The organism is Salinarchaeum laminariae (genome assembly GCF_023204835.1).
GTDB lineage: Archaea > Halobacteriota > Halobacteria > Halobacteriales > Salinarchaeaceae > Salinarchaeum > Salinarchaeum laminariae.
Window position 1 is genome coordinate 2,478,212 of the sequence record NZ_CP096270.1, and the last position, 18,983, is coordinate 2,497,194.

Consider the following 18,983-nt stretch of genomic DNA (forward strand, 5'->3'; position numbering starts at 1 on the left):
GGAACCTGGTACTCCAGACGAAAATACCCACCTACACGGAACGCGATCAGATAGTCACCACTGACAACCTCACGCACACGGGGATCGAGTTGGAAATCCGTATAGGCACCCACGCGAATCCATCTGCAATGAGCTATCGGATCGGTCTCGTCGGCAAGCCCTCCGTGGGCAAGTCGACGTTCTTCAACGCTGCGACGATGAACGACGTGCCCGAAGGGGCGTACCCGTTCACCACGATCGACCCCAGCATCGGCGAAGCGTACGTCCGGACGGACTGCGCCGCACCCGAGTTCGAGAAGACCTGCCAGCCGTCCGTCGGCGCCTGCGAGGACGGTACGCGGTTCGTCCCGGTCAAGCTCGTCGACGTGGCCGGGCTCGTCCCCGGCGCTCACGAGGGGAAGGGGCTCGGGAACCAGTTCTTGACCGACTTGAACGAGACCGACGTCCTCGTCCACGTCGTCGACTTCTCCGGCACGACCGATCTCGAAGGCGAGTCCACGGAAGGGCACGACCCCCGCAAGGACATCGACTTCCTCGAAGACGAACTCGACGCCTGGTACCTCGACATCCTCGAGAAGGGAATCCAGCGCTACGCCGACCGTCACATGGCCGACGACGATCCCGAGGACGTGCTCGCCGAGCAACTCTCCGCGTTTGGAATCATTGCAGCGGAGGTCAAGCAGGTAATTCTCGGTCTCGGCCTCGAGGTTACGCCCATGGAGTGGGAGCCAGAGGAGCGAGAGTCGCTCGCTCGCGAGATCCGCAAACGGACCAAGCCGATGGTCGTCGCCGCCAACAAGATGGACACGCCCGAAGCGCAGGAAAACTGGGAGTCGATCACCGACGACCCCGAGTACGATCACCTCGAGTTCGTTCCCGTCTCCGCGCACGCGGAGAAGGCCCTAAAGAACGCGAACGAGCAGGGAGCGATCGAGTACACGCCAGGCGACGCCGAGTTCGAGATCGTCGGCGACCTCCCCGAGGAGAAAGCAGCGGGGCTCGAGCAGATCCAGTCGTTCGTCGAGCGCTACGACGGCACCGGCGTCCAGCGCGCGCTCGAGGCCGCGGCCTTCGACGTGCTCGATCTCAAAGCCGTGTTTCCCGGCACGGATTCGGGCAACTGGACGAACGGCCCATTCCGCGATTGCTTCCTCCTCCCTGCGGACGCGACTGCCGAGGAGTTCGCCTACCACCTCCACTCCGACATCGGGGACGGGTTTCTCCACGCAATCGATTGCCGTGACAGCCGACAGGTGAGCGCTGACACGGTGCTGGAACATCGCGACGTCGTCGAGATCATCTCGACGAATCAGTAATTGCGGGAGGTGCGTCCCGACGACGCCTGAAAAGGGGGACCAGGTTGTAGCCCCGTATACATTTCCGACGCCGAAGCGTTGTTTCGCGAATGACGAGCCCCGATGGCACACAGACCGGTAGCGCAGAGACCCCGGCCTCGTCCACCGACGCGAACTCGCCTGTCGACGCCTCACGGTATCGACGTCTCCGTCGCTGGAACGCGGTGATGGCAGTCATTCACTTTCTCCAGGGCGCACTGATGGTGGCGCTCGCTTCACCCGTTCGCTGGCCGATCACTCGGACGCGATACGAGTTCGATCCTGCCACGGAGACGATCGCCCCAATCAGCGTCGAGTGGGCCGAGGTCACCCTGCCGCTACTCGTCGCTGGATTCCTCTTCGTCTCGGCGCTGGCCCACGCCACAATCGCGACGCTCCGGTACGACAGCTACGTCGCGTATCTGGAACGGGGGATGAACCCCTACCGCTGGTATGAGTACGCCGTGAGCGCGTCGCTGATGATCGTCGTGGTCGCGATGCTCGCTGGGATCTGGGACGGCGGGACGCTCGTAGCCCTCTTCGGACTCGTGGCCGTGATGAACCTCTCAGGGCTGTTGATGGAGTCCCGAAACGAGTTCGCACGTGAGGACGTCGACTGGTCGCCGTACGTCGTCGGCACGATCGCCGGCCTCGTTCCGTGGATCGTGATCGCTATCGCCATCGCAGGCTCGCTCACCGCAAGCGGTGGGAACGTGCCCGACTTCGTCCTCTACATCTACGTCTCGATCTTCCTGTTCTTCAACTGTTTCGCGCTCACCATGATCTTCCAGTACCGGCGATTCTGGCGCTGGGAGGACTATCTATTCGGCGAGAAAACCTACATTCTGCTCAGTCTGGTCGCGAAGTCCCTGCTTGCCTGGCAGGTCTACTTCGGGACGATCACCTCGCCGGTCTGAGCGATCGCCCGCTGGGGGTTCCCAGTGACCGCTTCGAGGCAGAACTGCGAGAGGTGAATGCAGCCGGGTGCGGCGTCGATCGAGCTGCGTCGTCGAGGTCCTCACGAGGAAACAGTAGAACTCACTGCGGAGGAGGGACGACCAGCCAACGAACGCCAGCTATACTGCCAGCACGAGGAGGAAGCCAACCAGAATCGCTGCCGTGATGAGCACCTGCACTACGGCCGACGCGAGCAATCCGACTGTCGCGTAGATGGACGCCCTGAACCCCTTCCGCAGGTCGCGCTGCAGGTAGAACTCCGTGGCGAACACGGCCACTGCGACGCCGGCCAGAACGCCTACCGGACCAGCAACGAAGAACGCGAGAAATCCGACGATCGCCGCAACGACGGCACTCGTCGTGGACGCACCACCCGCCTTGGTCGAAATCGCCCCGGCGAGCCAATCCACGAGGAATGCCCCGATCCCGACGGCGAGGACGCCGACGACGAAGACGATCCCTGGCTCCCCGAAGCCGGTGCTCCACCAGTAGAGAAGAACGCCGGCAACCGAGAGCAACGGGCCGGGGACGAGCGGCGTGACGGCTCCAACTACGCCGAGAACGAGCAGTAACAATGCAATACTGAGCCAGAGCGTTGGTGGCACGGTTGACCGTACGCCCATTCGGATTGTGAAAGTGACCCTATCGGGCAATCGCGGCTACAGATATCGAACGGCGGATTGCTACACCGGAGACTGACAGTAGCAGAACAGTTGGGGATGCGAGCTTCACCGATCAGAAGTACGAGCAAATCGTCCTCGCCACGCCGGAGCGACGAAGCCTACTAACGAAGTTGGGCCTCGGCACTCATAGGGCTCCTCATGGCCGGTTGCCGAGACCGGCTCGGAGTCGGTGCCGTCGTCATCGGCCGCCCGATGGTAGGAACGGGTCCGGCAAGAACGCTCCGCCAGCAAGTTATCAGGGGACTGCCTTCCCACCGCGACGAACTGCGCCAGTCGATCGGTCACCGACCAGTTCCACATTCACTCCGCACGGTCCAGTGACGGAAACGCCTATGAGGAGTGACAGCGCCTCGTTGTGTAGATGGAAGTCGCCGAGGTTCTGCCGAACTTCGCTGACGCGTTCGCGTTCGAGGAGTTCAACGCGATGCAGCGAGCGGCGATTCCGGGCATCCTCGAGACCGATCACAACCTCGTCGCGAGCGCGCCGACGGCCAGCGGCAAGACCGCGATCGCAGAGCTGGCGATCTGCAAGACGCTCGACGCTGGCGGCACGGCGCTGTTCGTCGCGCCGATGCGGGCGCTCACCAACGAGAAAGAACGTGACTGGGAACGCTTCGAGGAGCTTGGCTACTCGGTCTACGTCGTCACGGGCGAGCGGGATCTGAACCCCCGGCGCGCTCGCCGCGCGGACATCCTCGTCATGACGCCCGAGAAGGTCGACTCCGCGACGCGCAAACACGACACCCGCCGGTACGACTTCGTCACCGACGTCGAAACCGTCGTCGTCGACGAGGTGCACCTGCTCGATTCCGAACGCCGCGGGAGCGCACTCGAAGTCACAGTCTCGCGCCTGCGCCGGCTCTGCGATCCACGGATCGTCGCGCTCTCCGCGACGATGCCGAACGTCGAGGAGGTCGCGGAGTGGCTCGATGCACCCGACGCGACCACCTTTGACTTCGACGAGGATCACCGTCCCGTCGAACTCAATGCCGACGTCAAGACCTACAGCCACGGCGAGAACTCCTTCGCGGACAAATACCGGCGACTCTACCGCGCGCTCGACCTCGCACAGCCACATCTCGAAGAGGACGGACAGTCGCTCGTGTTCGTCGCCTCTCGCCAGGACACCCAGCGGGCGGCCGCCAAGGCACGCGACGAGCTGGCAGAGCGCGACGTCCGGATCGGCGCGCGAGGGGATTACGATTTCCACACCGAAACCGAACGACTCGAGGACGACGAACTCCGGCAGGGCGTCCTCGACGGCGTCGCCTACCACCACGCCGGACTCTCGAAGTCCGACCGGGACCTGATCGAGCAGTGGTTCCGTGAGGGCCAGATCGAGCTACTGTTCTCGACATCGACGCTGGCGTGGGGCGTCAATCTTCCCGCACGCTGCGTTATCATCCGGGACACGAAATACCACGACCCGCTGGAGGGCGAAGTCGAGATGAGCCCGCTCGACGTCCTCCAGATGCTCGGCCGCGCAGGCCGTCCAGGCTACGACGACGTCGGGTACGGCTGGGTCGTCACGGACCGCTCCGACGCCGACCGCTACAGACGATTGCTCCGCGAGGGCACTGAGATCCACTCGAACCTCTCCAACGACCTCCCCGAACACCTGCTCGCAGAGGTCTGCGTCGGAACGATCGAATCCCGAGCGGACGCACTGGAGTGGCTCGACACGACCTTCTACGCCGTCCGAGCCGACGGGGTCGCAGCCGACGACGGGGCGGACGACTCGAGCGAGGCACTCGCCGGAGAGATCGACGATACGCTCGCTTCGCTCGCGGGGGACGGATTCCTCGACCTCGACGGGCCAGGCGGGACCGATGGCGTTGCCCCCACTGCGCTGGGCCGCCTCGCCTCCCAGTTCTACCTACGCCTCGAGACGGCCCGTGGGTTCCACGACCTGGCGACCCGCGATCACGTCGACGAGGCCGGGATTCTCCGGGCGGTCGCAACCGCCGTCGAGTTCGACGACGTCGCCGCACGGAGCGACGAGGCCGACGCCATCGACGCAGTGCTCGGCGAGCGAGGGACGGATCTCCCCGACGGCCAGCGGAAGATTCTCGCGATCCTCCGGGCGGCAGTCTCCGGCGCTACCCCAGCTTCGCTCCGCTCGGACGCGTGGATCATTCGCCAGAACGCACTCCGGATGCTCGCTGCACTCGGTGCCGTCCTCGAGGAGTTCGCTGGCCCCGAAGCGGCAAACGAGTGCTGTCGGCTGGAGGCCCGGATCGAACACGGCGTCGGTCCAGACGCCGCGGCGATGACCGCCATCGACGGCGTCGGAGAGGGGCGCGCCCAGTCGCTGGCCAAGGCCGGCTTCGACTCGCCGGTAGACGTGGCTGGCGCATCGCCAACGACGATCGCCGCCGCGGGCGTCGGTGACGGCGTCGCCGAGCGAATCGTCGAAGCCGCGGCGGCGCTTCCACGAATCGAAATCGAGTGGGGGGAGCTCCCGAGTTCGATCGCTGCGGGCGAGCGGACCTTCTGCGAGGCGACGATCCGCAACCGTGGCGGCGGAGCACAGGCGGGTGTTCGCGTGACCGTCAACGACGTGGAGATGACGGCCGACGAGACCTACCTCAGCGACGCAACGACGGTCCCGGTCGCCTGCTTCGGTGCCGACGCCAACGAGCTCGAACTCCGGATCCAGGTCGTCTTCCCGGAACTCCCCATCGACCCGATCGTCGAAACGCGAACCGTCTCCGTCGAGTGAGGCCCAAGGCGAGTCCCACTCCGTGGCCAGACTGTCGTCCACACCGGTTCAGATCGAGCAGTTTCCTCGGAGTTTGGCGCGCTCGAATCGGGCGCGATACCGTGCCCTGAACCCTCCCCCGCTCGCCGCCACCAGACGCCCTTAGTGTCCAGACGGCGTTCGAAGTATCATGAGCGATCCCCACGGAGAAGCGGACGTCGTGACGGCGGGCGCGGACCTCGAGGACGCGTCTATCGCCGTCGTAGCGGTCCACGGTCGCGGTGCCACGGCACGCAGCGTCGTCCAACTGGTCGAACAGGCGGCCAAGCGCAGTGGCGCCGACGAGCCCGCAGTTCTCGCCCCACAGGCGACCAGAAACACCTGGTACCCGAACTCGTTTCTGGCGCCGATCGACGCCAACGAGCCCCACCTCACGAGCGCCCTGGACCTGCTCGGACGCGTCGTCGATCGTGCAGCCGACGCCGTCGGCCGCGACCACGTGATCCTCCTCGGGTTCTCACAGGGCGCCTGCCTCTCCAGCGAGTTCCTCGCTCGGAACCCCGCCAGCTACGGTGGGCTGGCTGGACTCTCTGGCGGACGAATCGGTCCGGAGGGTATCGAGTGGGACGAAGAAGCGACGCTGGCGGAGGCCAACGCCGATCTCGACGACACGCCGATCTTCCTCGGCTGTAGCGACGTCGATCCGCACATCCCCGAGGATCGCGTCCACGCGACCGCGGAGTCCCTGAACACCCTCGGTGGGGACGTAACCGTCGAGATCTACCTGGGAATGGGCCATACGGTCAACGATGACGAACTCGACCACGTCGGACGACTGCTGAAGGGCGCTGGTGCCGACTGAGGGCACGCATGATCTCGTTACTCTCGACACGGCTGGAGTTACCGCTCACGTCGTGGAGGATCGCAGGCTGCGCGGAGATGGACGATCGGCTCGTTACCGAGGATCCCGTCGTGCGGAGCGACTGGAATGGTGGCGTTGTCCCAGGGTTCGGGACTACTATTTAACGGCGCCGAACCCCCCGATCCAGACGAAACCCGATGTCGACAGCAACCAATCCCATGGCGGCGGCGTTCGAACTGCAACGACGGTCGATCGAGTTCGGGGAACGACTGTTCGAGCAGCTGCTCACGGCACAGCGAGACACCATGCAGACGACGATGCACAATGGATTCGCGATGCAGCGAGAAGCCCAGGAGCAGGGAGCCGAACTCGCTCGGCGACTCTTTCACGCGCAGACGGACGCGGTCCAGGCCACGGTGAACGGCGACGAGTTCCGCGCGATCGTCGACCGCCAGTTCGAAGCCTACGACGACGAGGGCGCTGCAGCGATGGAGGCGTTCGAAAACGCGTTCCTCGACGCGTTCGAGGACCTCACCGCTCAGCAGCGCGATCTTGTCGTCGAATCAGTCGATTCGGCCTTAGACGCCCACGCTACCGTCGAAAAGCAGGCCATCGAAAGCGCCGGTCGGACTCGTGACGTCGCCAAGACAGCCCAGCGGCAGGGCGAGGAGTTTGCATCAGAGACGGTGACAGCAACCGAACAGGGGCTGGAGGCTGCGGACGAGGGGGGCGCCGTCCATGGACAGACCCGCGGTGCGCAGCAGGCCAGAACGACGCATCACGATGACGCACAGAACGACAGCGGTCACGCACGACAGGAAGGAGGGCATACGCAACAAGAGACGATCGAGCAGCTCGAAGTGATCGACGGACTCGGCCCGACGTACGCTGAACGGCTCTACGAGGGCGGCATTCACTCGATGACGGAACTCGCAGACGCAGCTGCGGAGACGATCGCGGACGAAGCTGACGTCGCGACGAGCCGAGCCGAGGAGTGGATCGAGGTGGCCCAGTCCACGTAGTGACTGGCGCAGGCGGCAGCCGTTACTGATCGCCGCCGAACTCGCGGTCGTTTTGAATCTTCGAGGCCTGCGGACCGCTCTGACCCTGGTACTTCGAGCCACGCTCCTTGCCGTAGGGCCGTTCCGCCGCCGAGCTGAGTTTGGTGAAGGTCAGCTGGGAGATTCGCATGTCCGGCGTCAATGCCACGGGTGCAGTGCCGAGATTCGACAGTTCGAGCGTTATCTGGCCCTCGTATCCAGGATCGACGATGCCCGCGGTCGCGTGGACGACGATCGCAAGGCGCCCGAGAGAGGACCGGCCCTCGACGTGTGCGATGAGGTCGTCGGGGATCGCGACCCGCTCCTTCGTCGTCGCGAGCACGAAATCTCCCGGGTGTAAAATGAACTCGTCGTCGATGGTATCGGTCTGCTCGTCGGTCTCGTCGGCGACGTCCTGGAGCGTTTTCTGGCCCGATCCGCTGGAGCCGGGAATCGTCGTTCGCTCGGTGTAGTCCGCGGCCACCGATCCCTGATCCGGTCGGATACAGGGAATGTTCGACTGCCGGAAGGTGAGGAACTCACGGCCCAGGCGCATGTCGACGCTCGCCGGCTGAATCTGCATGTCGGGGTCGTCGAGCGGCTCGATCAGGAGTTCGCCGTCCTGTAGCCGACGACGGATGTCCCGGTCCGAGAGGATCATACCTGTCGTCTGCGCGGCGGTCGGCGTAAATGGTGCGGTCTGGCGCGGTTTTGGCCAACCGTCGGCGGCGGCTGGATCGAGTGGCCTGGCACTATACACTCATCAAGAGTGTGATCACCCAGAAGACGGCGGCGACGACCCCGGCCTTCTGTCTGTCGAGATCGTGCAGCCCGCGCAATCCACCGTACCAGACTGCGGCCTGCCAGGTCGTCCCGACGACCGCCAACACGAGGAGGATCGGCTCGACCGATGCCAGTGCGGCCTCGATCGCCGCTTGCGTCGTTTCTGGATCCTCTAACGTTAGATCCTCGGATCGGAGTGCGTACGCTATCACGGCCACCGTCGGGAGCGTCGCAACCGCAGACGGAACCCCGCTCCAGGCTGCGATCGCGAACGTGTCGCTCATGTCAGCTACGCCATCGGCGACCTTCGCGCCGACGTGCAACAGAATGGCTCCGACGGCCCACGCGAGCATCCAGCCGATGAAGGCGTAGACGGCGACCTCGTTGAATGCCTCCCGAACCATCGGCCCAGGGTCGCGCTCGACCGTCGCAGGTTCGTCACACGGATCGTGGCCCTCCGGTCCACTTGGGAACGATCCGTCGTTTATCTCACAGAACTGATCGCCCGGGTAGGCGGGGTTATCGACCGTGACGGTCTCGGAAAACTGCGAGGCGAACTCCACGCCGAGCGCGTAGACCGCGATCGCCAGCAGGAGAGCCGACCCAACCGCGACGCCGACCGCGACCGCGGGGGAACGGGCCCACCTGGGCGCGTCCGAGAAGAACGTGACCGGACGGTGGAACGGCGTCGGCGGAAGCACGTTTCCAGCAATCACGGCGCGCACCAAGTGTTTGGTGCTTCTCGTTGTCGTCGGAATGAAGTGGGTCAGAGTGGAAAGGATCGGATCCTGGGGGTCGTAGCCACCCGTCTGAATTCGCCCTGTCCCTATCGCCAAGCCGACGATCCGCCACCGGTGACGCTGTCGTTCGCTTTCGTCAGCGACGAAGATGTCGGCGACGACGGGCTACGGGCGGTGGCGATGCGAAGACCCTCCGGAACGCCCAGATTCCGACTGTCGAGTGTGCGCTGAGCACCGACACCGTCCACGCCGTGGACGAGTACACGACAATCGACGCACTCGTCGGCAACGGCACGATCAACGCGAGACTCCCGGTGATCTGGAACGCCGCGGTCGGCATGGTCTATCCCGTTTGCCGCGTCAAGCTGAGTTCGTTCTGACTACCTGGGTGAGGGGGTAGAGTGTGGCCGAAGCTGTACAGTGGGCCTACGGGGTGCAGAATGATGGAGGGGTAGAACGGGTTCGGTGTGTAGATTACCACAATCTTGGAACTGACGCACAATATTAAGAGCCCGGACGTCGTAGCTGCACCTGTGACAATGCCGAGTCCAGACATCGATCCGGCGACGATCGTGGATGCACGGGGAGCAAGCTGCCCGGGACCCCTGATGGACCTGATTGGGGCGATCCGTGGCATCGACTCGGAAGCCGTCGTCAAGCTTCTGAGCGACAACGAGCAGTCGCTGACCGACGTGCCGGAGTGGGCCGAAGAGTCCGGCAACGAGGTGCTCGAGGTCGAGGGGGCCGAGGACCACTACGCGATCTACGTACAGAAAGCATGACCGAGCACGTCGTCATCGTCGGCGCGGGGACCGGGGGGACCGTCCTCGCCAACGACCTCGCCGATCGACTCGAACGGGAGATCGACGCTGGTGACGTCGAGGTCACCCTCTACAACGACGATCCCGACCACGTCTACAAACCGGTCTGGCTGTACGTCCCCTTCGGACTCCGCGAACCCGAGGACGGCCGGCGGGCCCTCTCGGACCTCGTGGACGACCGGATCGACCTCCGGATCGACCGGATCACCGACCTGGACAGCGACGCGAAAGAACTGCGGACTCGCGACGGCGCCGGAACGGTGCGCTACGACCACCTCGTGCTCGCGACCGGCTCGACGCTCGCGCCAGAGACCGTGCCGGGGCTCGCGGAGGCCGGGCACGACTTCTACAGCGAGGACGGGGCCGAGGCGCTCCGCGAGGACCTCCTCGCCTTCGAGGAGGGGCGGGTCGTCCTCAGCGTCGTCGGGTCGCCACACATGTGCCCAGCGGCGCCCCTGGAGTTCGCGTTCATGGTCGACGACTGGTTCCGGAAGCGTGGGCTGCGCGACGACGTCGAGGTCGTCTACACCTACCCGATCCAGCGCGTCCACGGGAACCCGCACATCGCCGAGTGGGCCGAGCCGATCATGAAAGAGCGCGGGATCGAGGTGCACACGTTCGTCAACGCCGAGGAGATCGATCCCGACGCGGAGACCATCGAGACGATGGAGGGGGACTCCATCGACTACGACCTTCTCGTCACGATCCCACCCCATGCAGGCGTGGACCTGATCGCCGAGGCGGGCCTCGGCGACGAGGGTTGGGTCGACGTCGACAGCCACACGCTCGAAGCCACGGCCGCCGAGGACGTCTACGCACTCGGCGACACCGCCGACACTGGCGTCCCGAAAGCGGGCAGCGTTGCCCACTACCAGGCCGGCGTCGTCGCCCAGCGGATCGCCAGCGACGTCAGGGGCCGCCCGGCGACGGCGACCTACGACGGCAAGACGCTGTGCTTCATCGAGACCGGCATGGACGAGGCCAGCTTCGTCGAGTTCGACTACGAGACCCCGCCGTCGCCCGCGCCGCCCTCGACGGCGCTGCACTGGTCGAAGCTGTCGTACAACGAGTCCTACTGGCTCACCGCGCGGGGGCTACTGTAGATCATGACCGAGAACGATCCAGAAATCGCCGACGGCGGCGTCGCGGAAGGCGCCGAGGCAGGCCAAAGCGACGCCCTCGAAGCCGCGATCGCGGAGAACCCCGAGGCGGTCGCCGAGTTCGTCCGCCGGCTCGACGCCGTCAACGAACTGCTCGACGTCGTCGCGCTCGGCGAGAGCGCGATGACCGACGAGATGGTCACCGAACTCGCCGGAACGGGCGCCACGCTCGCGGAGTCCGCCGACGGCCTCGCGACTGAGGAAACCGTCGCACTCGCCGAAACCGTCGGCGACAACGGCGAGGAACTCGGGGACGCGCTGGAGACAATGCTCGAACTCCAGCGGGCGGGCACGCTCGACGACCTCGCGGAGCTGGCGTCGATCGCCTCGCTGGCCACCGCCGCGCTCGACGACGAGATGGTCCGCTCGCTCGCGGCGATGGGCGGATCGCTGGGCGAGGTCGCCGACACGGCTGCGGCGCCGGACACCAGAGACGGCATCGAGACGATGCTCGAGGGGATCGGCGAGGCCCAGCGCGCGGAGCCCGAACCCGTCGGCGCGATCGGGATGGCGAGGGCGATGCGCGACCCCGAAGTGAAGTACGGGCTGGGCTACGTGCTAGCCATGGCACGAGCGATCGGTCGAGCACGCGCAGCGGACGCATCGTCGCAATGACGTCGCGAGATCCACGCGGGACGGGCGAGGCGATGACGCCGCTGGAGTTGCGCGCCGACGTCCCCGCGCTGCAGGATGGCGCGTACTTCAACTTCGGCGCGCACGGCCCGAGCCCGCGGTTCGTCGTCGAGGCAGCCGAAGCTTTCATCGAGAGCCACGAGTACGAGTCGCCGATCGTCGACGACCCCTACGAGACGGCGTTCGACACGTTCGAGATGGTCCGCGAGACGGTCGCCGACTTCGTCGGTGCCGAGGCCGAGGAGATCGCGCTCACGGAGAGTACCACCGCCGGCATCAACGCGATCGCCGGGGCGATCGACTGGGAGCCATGGGACGTGGTGGTCCGCACCGACCTCGAACACCCCGCCGGGATCCTCGCGTGGCAGCGCCTCGAACGCGAGGGCGTCGAGGTCCGGGTCGTGGAGACCACCGACGGCCGCGTCGATCCCGAGGAGTTCGCCGAGGCCGTCGAGGGCGCGGACCTCGCCTGCTTCAGCGCGCTCACCTGGACCCACGGCACCCGCCTGCCGGTCGCGGAGCTGGTCGACATCGCCAACGACGCCGGCGCGTTCACGCTGGTCGACGCGGTGCAGGTCCCCGGCCAGACCGAACTGGACGTTTCGGAGTGGGGCGCCGACGCCGTCGCAGCCGCTGGCCACAAGTGGCTCCTCGGACTCTGGGGCGGCGGCTTCCTCTACGTCGACCGCGAGGTCGCCGAGGAGCTTGAACCCCGGACCGTCGGCTACCGGAGCGTCGAGAAGCCCACCGCCGAGCCGTTCGCGTTCGAACCCGGCGCGAAGCGATTCGAGGTCGGCTCCGCGAACCCGGCGTCACACGTCGCATTGGCGGAAGCGATCGAAGCGATCGAAGAGGTCGGCGTGGATCGAATGGAAGAGCGGACGCTCGACCTGGCGGGTCGACTTGCCGACGGGGTGCCGGAGGAGCAGCTATTGAGTCCTGCCGAGCCGGAGTCAGGGTTGGTGACGATCGACGTTCCCGATCCCGAGGCGACGGTGGAGCGGCTCGCGGACGAGGGGATCGTCGTTCGACCGCTGCCATTTCCGGACGCTATTCGGGCGTCGGTTCACGCAGTGAACACGGCGGAGGAGGTTGATCGGTTGTTGGGCGGGCTGGAGGATGAGTACTAAGCGCTTTCGCGCCGTTTTAGTGGCTCTAATTGGCTTTCAGTCGCTGACGGTCCTACCGGATCGTACTGAATCGCAGGTGCGTATCTAACACGCCATCCGTTTTCATATGAGGTATGTCGGTGAATCCTTTTGGAGGGGAAACGAGGTCAGATCTTCTCATGAGTATTGCTCATTCCTCGCCAACCAGTTTGCTTCAACTGTTTCCTGTTGGGAGGGGGTCGATTGGCTTCAAGGGATCAGATTAATGTATTTCAAAGGGCCAATCATACTGAAATGCTCCCCTTCGACGTTACCTGGGGTCAGATTTCAATAGCTAGCGTAGCGGGAGCTATTCTGATATTTGCTGTGAATAAACGATGGGATCTTTGGTCGCGTAGAAGAGAACGTAAACGTCAACAAACTCTCAAATGGCACCGGGAGGTGCAAGAGCTGTTTGCTGAGGTGATCTCAGTGGGCCGTCGTATGCGAACGTCTCGGACACGCGACGAAGAACTGATTCAAGAACTGATCCCAACAACTATTAAACTCGATTCGAAGGTAAATTCTCTGCCTATTTGGGTGCGATTGAGGGTGAGTAGCGAGGTTCAAAATCGTGTCATCGCAGCAGCCGGGATGGCGTACCATTTGGCCCATCTGCCCCAACCAGACCGAAATGAAGATTCGGTCGCTGGAATGATGTATCATTTATACAGGGTTGCAGACTTGGTGGACGCTGACACGGATGTCGAGGTTGGAGAGCTGATTGAACTGATTGGTGGATTAGATCCTTCCGGTACTCCTGATCTGTCGGAAGAGAAAGCCGATCAGATTTTGCAAGAATTCGAAGACGAATCACAGCGGCGAATGGAAACTTGGGAAGAGATGACTGTTGACGAATTGATGGACCTCCCATGGGAGAAAGTCGACCAAATTCTTTCCGAGCGCGATCGAGTGAAGTTGATTAGACAATGTATTGAAGCCTATTACGAACAGGCACTAATTGAAAAACCACGGGAAGCTCGGAACGCGATACAGGAATCGGAGCAAGCATATGCGTGAACTGAATCGGTGACACTAGTCCTTTCGTATATGGTTTCTCAATGCCCGCCACTCCTCAACGAGATTCCTCGTACGATCAAGTAGAATCTCCGAGGATTTGATCAGAATGGATGAATTGAGGATCAGCACGAATATTCGCCAACTCCAAAGGCAGATGATCAATCAGGTTTGACTGATTCATTTGTTGGACTCGGTTTTTGAAGTTTCAGAGGCCATCAGGGCCGATAATCTAGTAAAATGCCACGGTTTCCCTGGCATTGTTCAGGAAGCGAAGTCTATTTCTTGATCTGAATAGTTGAGAGCTGTGTCAAGAGTCATCGACAAGAATAGTAATGATATTGTAGCGATATTTTCATCGAAGAACGCGACGGGATCGCCATGCATGATCGCATTTCTATGGGCATAAAATGATTCAAGATTATTGATAAAATTTCCAGTGGAAACCCCATACCATTCAACGTGAAGTTCAGCCAGTTTGTTACGTTTGGTGTCCCATTTATAAACTGGGTCTCCAAATCGGTTCATGTAATCAGGTGATACATTTTCCTGCTCACAAAGCCAATGCATTATGCCGTCCTGAACACTGATAAAGCTAAAAACCGGTGTTAAAAACCTTCCATCCCTGAACTCTTCGATTCCCCTTTCTAACCGGTTGTAATAAGGGTCTAATGGATGTTCCTGAATATTAGCCATGCCATTTAGTACTTCGTCAAGATACTGAGTCCCAGCAGCCTGAGCAACAGAATTTAATTGGATAATTTCTGGATCGTAATTAGAAGGTTCTTCAAAGTTAGATATCCCCTCTTCAATGGCCTCCCGGACCTCTCTGGCAAACTCTTGAAGTTGTTGAATAAGCGGTCTAAACTGATCTATCATGTCTTGAAACATCGACGTCAAGTTGGGCGCGACAGGTTGGATTGATTCAGCAACTTGCCTACTAACCTGATTTACGGTTTCATGAATGGCATCGACCGACTGTACAACACCCTCTGGATATTTTACGCCTTCAAATATCGAGACCGATCTCAAATCTATCTCCCGATTTTCTTCTGCCAGTGTCATCCCCACAAATTCACGTATTGACATCCTGACCTCCTCGGCTGAAGATTCTGATTCATCCACAATTTCGTCGAAAGAATTCTGGCCGCCATAGAACTGGACTCCACTAAATATTGCCTCCCAGGTAACTCTAGCTGTTGGATAATTCACTAATTTCACATATTGGATAACAAGCTCCCTTGTGTCAGAACGACTAATATCGAACTCTCTGGCAGCCTCTGATAGAGTCGAATCACGGTAAAACTCTCCAACCTCCTTGATTTGCTCGCATTGGTCGAACGAAATTTCATCGCGGAGCTCCTCCCTCTTCTCAACCTCCTCTTCAACAATCTCACGTAAACGACTCACATCCGACATCGTCCCGAAAACGCACTGTGAAGGTTAAAATCCAATGGGTCCCTGTAGAACTAATTGAGGCCATTGTCATTGCTATTTACTATTCAAATAATAATCATAAAGCTCCTTCTCAGCGAGTATCACAAATCCGTCCAAATGACATCGGTCTTCAACGGCGATCGCAAGACGGCTGCATCTGATCAGCAGGGGCGCCGCTCGCGGGCCAAATCGCCGAGAGAAGTAAACGGTGGGGCTGGTCAGGCAACGTGTACAGCGCGATTCAGACCAGCAACTGCACGTCCGACTCGGCCATGTGCTCGAGCGCGGTCGCCGCGCCGACTCCCACTGTGACGTCGTCGTAGAAATCGTCCTCGTCGTAGTCCATCAGCTCGATCGTCATCTGGCAGGCCTGCATCTCGACGCCCTGCTCGAGGGACACTTCGATGAGTTCCTCGATCGTCGCGGTGTTGTTGTCGTCGATCTTCTTCGCCATCATCTTCGTCGTGACCCGGTCCATGCCCGGGAGCGCGGCGAGCGCGTTCGGGACGGGCATGTTCGGGTTGCCGACGGAGGACAGCTGGAGGTTCGAGGACTTCTCCTCGTGGAGGATGTCCAGGCCCCAGAACGTGTGGAAGACCACGACGTCCCAGCCGAAGGCGGCCGCGGTGCTCGCGAGGATCAGCGGCGGGTACGCCATGTCGAGCGTGCCCTTCGTCGCGATGATCGTCATCTTCATCGGCCCGTCGTCGACCTCGCGCTCGAGCGTCGTGACCGTATCCTCCAGTTCCTCGATGCGGGCCTGTAGCTCCGCCTCGGTCTGTGGGACGTCCGCCCCGTCCGCCGTCGGGGCCTCGTCGCCACTCGCGGCGGCCTTCTCCTCGGGCGTCTCCTCCGTCTCGGCTGCGTCGGTGCTCATCTATGCGGTCTTCTCCACGTAGTGTTTGTAGAGGTCGCCGTCCTCGACCTGGTCGAGGAGCGAGACGCCCTTTGTCCCACTCGCCCACCCGTCGATGTCGCTCATGCTGCCGGAGTCCGTCGAGAGTACCTCGAGGACCTCACCCTCGGCGAGGTCGTCGATCGCGGACTTCGTCTTGACGACCGGCATTGGACACGATGCTCCCTTCACGTCGAGCGTCTCAGTAACGTCGATTGCGTCTGTCATCGGTGAATCACTCCGTTGGTTTGTATTGGAGTTAACGCACAATACCAAGGCCGATCACTAAAGGATATCGGTTCTTGTGCGATCTGCGAACTACTGCCCCGTACGAGATATCTAATAATTCTTGCGTATGGGCGTAGTGGCTCATCTGCAACGATCTCGCCGCGTCTCGCCGATTGCTGTATTGTGCGATTGCCGAACTACTATGCAAACTCTTATGTGCTCGCCTCTGGAACGTGGAGGTACACGACACATGAACGCTGACGACTTCCCCACGCCCGACGTGGCGGTCGAATCGGTCGAACCGGATCAGCTCAAGGCACGCGTCGACGCCGGTGAGGACCTCACCATTCTCGACGCCCGGATGAGCTCGGATTACGCCGAGTGGCGCATCGACGGCGACGGCGTCGAGTCGATCAACGTCCCCTACTTCGAGTTCCTCGAGGACGAGATCGACGAGACCGTCTTCGACCAGCTCCCCGAGGACGAGGAGATCGTCGCCCTGTGTGCGAAGGGCGGCGCCAGCGAGTACGTCGCGGGCCGTCTCATCGAGGCAGGCTACGACGTCGTCCACCTGGAGGACGGGATGAACGGCTGGGCGCGCATCTACGAGCAAGTCGAGGTCAACGACTACGACGGCGCGGGCACGCTCTACCAGTACCAGCGGCCCTCCTCGGGCTGTCTCGGCTACCTCCTCGTCGAGGGCGACGAGGCCGCGGTGATCGATCCCCTGCGGGCGTTCACCGATCGATACCTCGAGGACGCCGAGGCGTTCGGCGCCGACCTCCTGTACGCGATCGACACCCACATTCACGCGGATCACATTTCGGGGGTCCGCGAACTCCACGAGTTCGCGGGCTCGTCAGGAGCGGAGCGAACTGACGGTGTTCGTGATCTGGACGACGAAGGAGTCGAGGGCGTCATCCCCGCCGCAGCGGTCGACCGCGGCGTCGCGTACGCCGACGACCTGACGCAGGCCGCGGACGGCGACGAGTTCGCCGTCGGCGACGCGACGATCGAGACGGTCTCCACGCCCGGCCACACGACCGGGATGACCTCCTACCTCGTCGACGACAGCCTGCTCGCGACCGGCGACGGCCTGTTCATCGAGAGCGTCGCGCGCCCCGACCTCGAAGAGGGCGACGACGGTGCGCCCGACGCTGCCCGGATGCTCTACGAGTCGCTCCAGGAGCGCGTCCTCACGCTGCCCGACGAGACGCTCGTCGGCGGCGCGCACTTCAGCGACGCGGCAGTGCCGGCCGACGACGGGACCTACACCGCTCCGATCGGTGACCTGAAAGAGCGCATGGACGCGCTGTCGATGGACGAGGCGGAGTTCGTGGAGCTGATCCTCTCGGACATGCCGCCCCGTCCCGCGAACTACGAGTCGATCATCGCGACGAACCTCGGCCAGCAAACCGTCGACGACGAGAAAGCGTTCACGCTCGAACTCGGTCCGAACAACTGCGCGGCGAGCCAGGAGTCGCTCGCGGGGGACTAACTCGGTAGCCAATGCTGTCCGACCTCATCACCGTAGCGCTTGCGGCCGACCTGGTTGCCGCCACCAGCGCGGTCGACCTCGCGCCCGCTTCGATCGCATCCGACCCGTTTCCCAACGGGATTAGTCGGTACGCCGTCGGCGGGTTGCTCGTCGGCCTCGGAACCGCGGTCATCTACCTCGGGACCGGCATCAGCGCCGGCGCGAGCACGTTCCTCGAGTCGACGCTGTCCTACGTGTCCGGCGAGTCTCGCTTCCAGCGGTACGTCGCCTCGCGTGACTGGCGGCTCCTGTTCACGGGTAGCATCGTCCTGGGCGCGGCCGTCTACGCCGTGACGATCCAGGGCGGCGCCTGGACGACCGACGTCCACCCGTGGCGGCTCCTGGTCGGCGGCATCTTCGTCGGCGTGGGCACCCGCGTCGGCAAGGGCTGTACCTCCGGACACGGCGTCTGCGGGGTCGGCTCTGCGTCGAAGACGTCGATCGTTGGCGTCGTGACGTTCCTGCTGGTCGCGATCGTGACAGCGCAACTGGTCGCAGCAGCCGGGGTGACGCCGTAATGGCGGGGAGCGCCGCGCAGCGACACCCGCTGTTCGCGCCGCTGGTGATCCTCGGCGGCCTGATATTCGGCTTCGGGCTCGCCTACAGCCACATGGCGCGACCGGAGGTCGTGCTCGACTTCCTCCAGTTCGAGGACTTCGGGCTGGTGTTCGTGATGTTCGGCGGAGCGGCCGTCACCGGCGTCACGTACTTCCTGGCTCCGCGGCTGCTGGGCCGGGCGGTCCTGTCCGGCGACGACTTCGAGCGCAGGCTCAAGCCCTTCGACCGGAACGTGCTCGTCGGCGGCGCTATCTTCGGCGTCGGCTGGGGACTCTCCGGAATCTGTCCGGGCGCCGCCTACGCCAGCGTCGGGATCGGCAACGTCACGATCCTCTGGGCGATCGCCGGGATGTTCATCGGCGCGTACGCCCAGGGCGTGTTCCGGAGCCGATCGCCCAGCGACGAGGCCGCTCCAACCAGTGCCGACTGACGAGTAATCCACCAACGCT

General features: G+C 62.9%; 19 protein-coding genes and 1 pseudogene. 14 read left to right on the plus strand and 6 right to left on the minus strand.

The window, feature by feature from the left end; translation table 11 throughout:
• The first annotated feature begins 128 nt into the window (after positions 1 to 128).
• Complete coding sequence (locus MXF70_RS11705) at positions 129 to 1,316, plus strand: redox-regulated ATPase YchF (RefSeq protein ID WP_248515814.1); 1,188 nt, start codon at positions 129 to 131, stop codon at positions 1,314 to 1,316.
• A gap of 89 nt (positions 1,317 to 1,405) precedes the next feature.
• On the plus strand, positions 1,406 to 2,251 hold the full coding sequence (gene heR, locus MXF70_RS11710) for a heliorhodopsin HeR (RefSeq protein ID WP_248515815.1): 846 nt from the start codon (positions 1,406 to 1,408) through the stop codon (positions 2,249 to 2,251).
• Between the two features lie 159 nt (positions 2,252 to 2,410).
• On the opposite strand, the gene MXF70_RS11715 is transcribed toward heR, so the two are convergent.
• Entirely contained in the window at positions 2,411 to 2,896 is a 486-nt protein-coding gene (locus tag MXF70_RS11715) for a DUF456 domain-containing protein (protein WP_248515816.1), read from the minus strand.
• A 439-nt stretch (positions 2,897 to 3,335) separates the two neighbouring features.
• Between MXF70_RS11715 and MXF70_RS11720 the strand changes: the two genes are divergently transcribed.
• The 3 genes from MXF70_RS11720 to MXF70_RS11730 all read left to right on the plus strand — a co-directional run bounded on the left by MXF70_RS11720 (position 3,336) and on the right by MXF70_RS11730 (position 7,559).
• Positions 3,336 to 5,696, plus strand: a complete 2,361-nt coding sequence (locus MXF70_RS11720; RefSeq protein WP_248515817.1) for a DEAD/DEAH box helicase — start codon at positions 3,336 to 3,338, stop codon at positions 5,694 to 5,696.
• Between the two features lie 169 nt (positions 5,697 to 5,865).
• Positions 5,866 to 6,537 (plus strand): alpha/beta hydrolase, encoded by a 672-nt coding sequence (locus MXF70_RS11725; protein ID WP_248515818.1) that lies wholly within the window; start codon positions 5,866 to 5,868, stop codon positions 6,535 to 6,537.
• Positions 6,538 to 6,734: 197 nt separating this feature from the next.
• On the plus strand, positions 6,735 to 7,559 hold the full coding sequence (locus MXF70_RS11730) for a helix-hairpin-helix domain-containing protein (RefSeq protein WP_248515819.1): 825 nt from the start codon (positions 6,735 to 6,737) through the stop codon (positions 7,557 to 7,559).
• 22 nt (positions 7,560 to 7,581) lie between these two features.
• Here the strand turns inward: MXF70_RS11730 and dcd are convergent, their stop codons facing one another.
• Entirely contained in the window at positions 7,582 to 8,238 is a 657-nt protein-coding gene (gene dcd, locus MXF70_RS11735; protein WP_248515820.1) for a dCTP deaminase, read from the minus strand.
• 91 nt (positions 8,239 to 8,329) lie between these two features.
• Entirely contained in the window at positions 8,330 to 9,076 is a 747-nt protein-coding gene (locus MXF70_RS11740; RefSeq protein ID WP_248515821.1) for a Yip1 family protein, read from the minus strand.
• Between the two features lie 170 nt (positions 9,077 to 9,246).
• Between MXF70_RS11740 and MXF70_RS15445 the strand changes: the two are divergent.
• The 6 genes and pseudogenes from MXF70_RS15445 to MXF70_RS11770 all read left to right on the plus strand — a co-directional run.
• A pseudogene (locus MXF70_RS15445) lies at positions 9,247 to 9,480 on the plus strand (hypothetical protein); the annotation flags it as partial.
• Positions 9,481 to 9,639: 159 nt separating this feature from the next.
• Positions 9,640 to 9,882, plus strand: coding sequence for a sulfurtransferase TusA family protein (locus MXF70_RS11750; RefSeq protein ID WP_248515822.1), 243 nt, complete (start codon positions 9,640 to 9,642; stop codon positions 9,880 to 9,882).
• The gene (locus tag MXF70_RS11755; RefSeq protein WP_248515823.1) at positions 9,879 to 11,024 is read left to right on the plus strand and encodes an NAD(P)/FAD-dependent oxidoreductase; all 1,146 of its coding nucleotides are present in this window, start codon (positions 9,879 to 9,881) and stop codon (positions 11,022 to 11,024) included. The genes MXF70_RS11750 and MXF70_RS11755 overlap by 4 nt, the downstream gene beginning before the upstream one ends.
• A 3-nt stretch (positions 11,025 to 11,027) precedes the next feature.
• On the plus strand, positions 11,028 to 11,696 hold the full coding sequence (locus MXF70_RS11760) for a helical membrane plugin domain-containing protein (protein ID WP_248515824.1): 669 nt from the start codon (positions 11,028 to 11,030) through the stop codon (positions 11,694 to 11,696).
• 32 nt (positions 11,697 to 11,728) lie between these two features.
• Entirely contained in the window at positions 11,729 to 12,844 is a 1,116-nt protein-coding gene (locus MXF70_RS11765; protein ID WP_248518399.1) for an aminotransferase class V-fold PLP-dependent enzyme, read from the plus strand.
• A 273-nt stretch (positions 12,845 to 13,117) separates the two neighbouring features.
• Complete coding sequence (locus MXF70_RS11770) at positions 13,118 to 13,882, plus strand: hypothetical protein (protein WP_248515825.1); 765 nt, start codon at positions 13,118 to 13,120, stop codon at positions 13,880 to 13,882.
• 261 nt (positions 13,883 to 14,143) lie between these two features.
• On the opposite strand, the gene MXF70_RS11775 is transcribed toward MXF70_RS11770, so the two are convergent.
• The 3 genes from MXF70_RS11775 to MXF70_RS11785 form a co-directional block, all read right to left on the minus strand.
• Positions 14,144 to 15,298, minus strand: coding sequence for a hypothetical protein (locus MXF70_RS11775; RefSeq protein ID WP_248515826.1), 1,155 nt, complete (start codon positions 15,296 to 15,298; stop codon positions 14,144 to 14,146).
• Between the two features lie 259 nt (positions 15,299 to 15,557).
• Positions 15,558 to 16,193 carry a DsrE/DsrF/DrsH-like family protein gene (locus MXF70_RS11780; RefSeq protein ID WP_248515827.1) on the minus strand — a complete coding sequence of 212 codons (636 nt, stop codon included), beginning with the start codon at positions 16,191 to 16,193 and terminating at the stop codon, positions 15,558 to 15,560.
• A complete protein-coding gene (locus tag MXF70_RS11785) occupies positions 16,194 to 16,439 on the minus strand; it encodes a sulfurtransferase TusA family protein (protein WP_248515828.1) in 246 nt (81 codons plus the stop codon).
• Between the two features lie 250 nt (positions 16,440 to 16,689).
• Here MXF70_RS11785 and MXF70_RS11790 point away from each other — a divergent pair, with 250 nt between their 5' ends.
• From MXF70_RS11790 to MXF70_RS11800, 3 genes are read left to right on the plus strand one after another with little or no spacing between them, the layout of a single operon-like run.
• Positions 16,690 to 17,937 (plus strand): MBL fold metallo-hydrolase, encoded by a 1,248-nt coding sequence (locus tag MXF70_RS11790; protein ID WP_248515829.1) that lies wholly within the window; start codon positions 16,690 to 16,692, stop codon positions 17,935 to 17,937.
• 11 nt (positions 17,938 to 17,948) lie between these two features.
• On the plus strand, positions 17,949 to 18,494 hold the full coding sequence (locus MXF70_RS11795) for a YeeE/YedE family protein (protein WP_248515830.1): 546 nt from the start codon (positions 17,949 to 17,951) through the stop codon (positions 18,492 to 18,494).
• The gene (locus tag MXF70_RS11800) at positions 18,494 to 18,964 is read left to right on the plus strand and encodes a YeeE/YedE family protein (protein ID WP_248515831.1); all 471 of its coding nucleotides are present in this window, start codon (positions 18,494 to 18,496) and stop codon (positions 18,962 to 18,964) included. Before MXF70_RS11795 ends, MXF70_RS11800 begins: the two co-directional genes overlap by 1 nt.
• Positions 18,965 to 18,983: the final 19 nt, after the last annotated feature.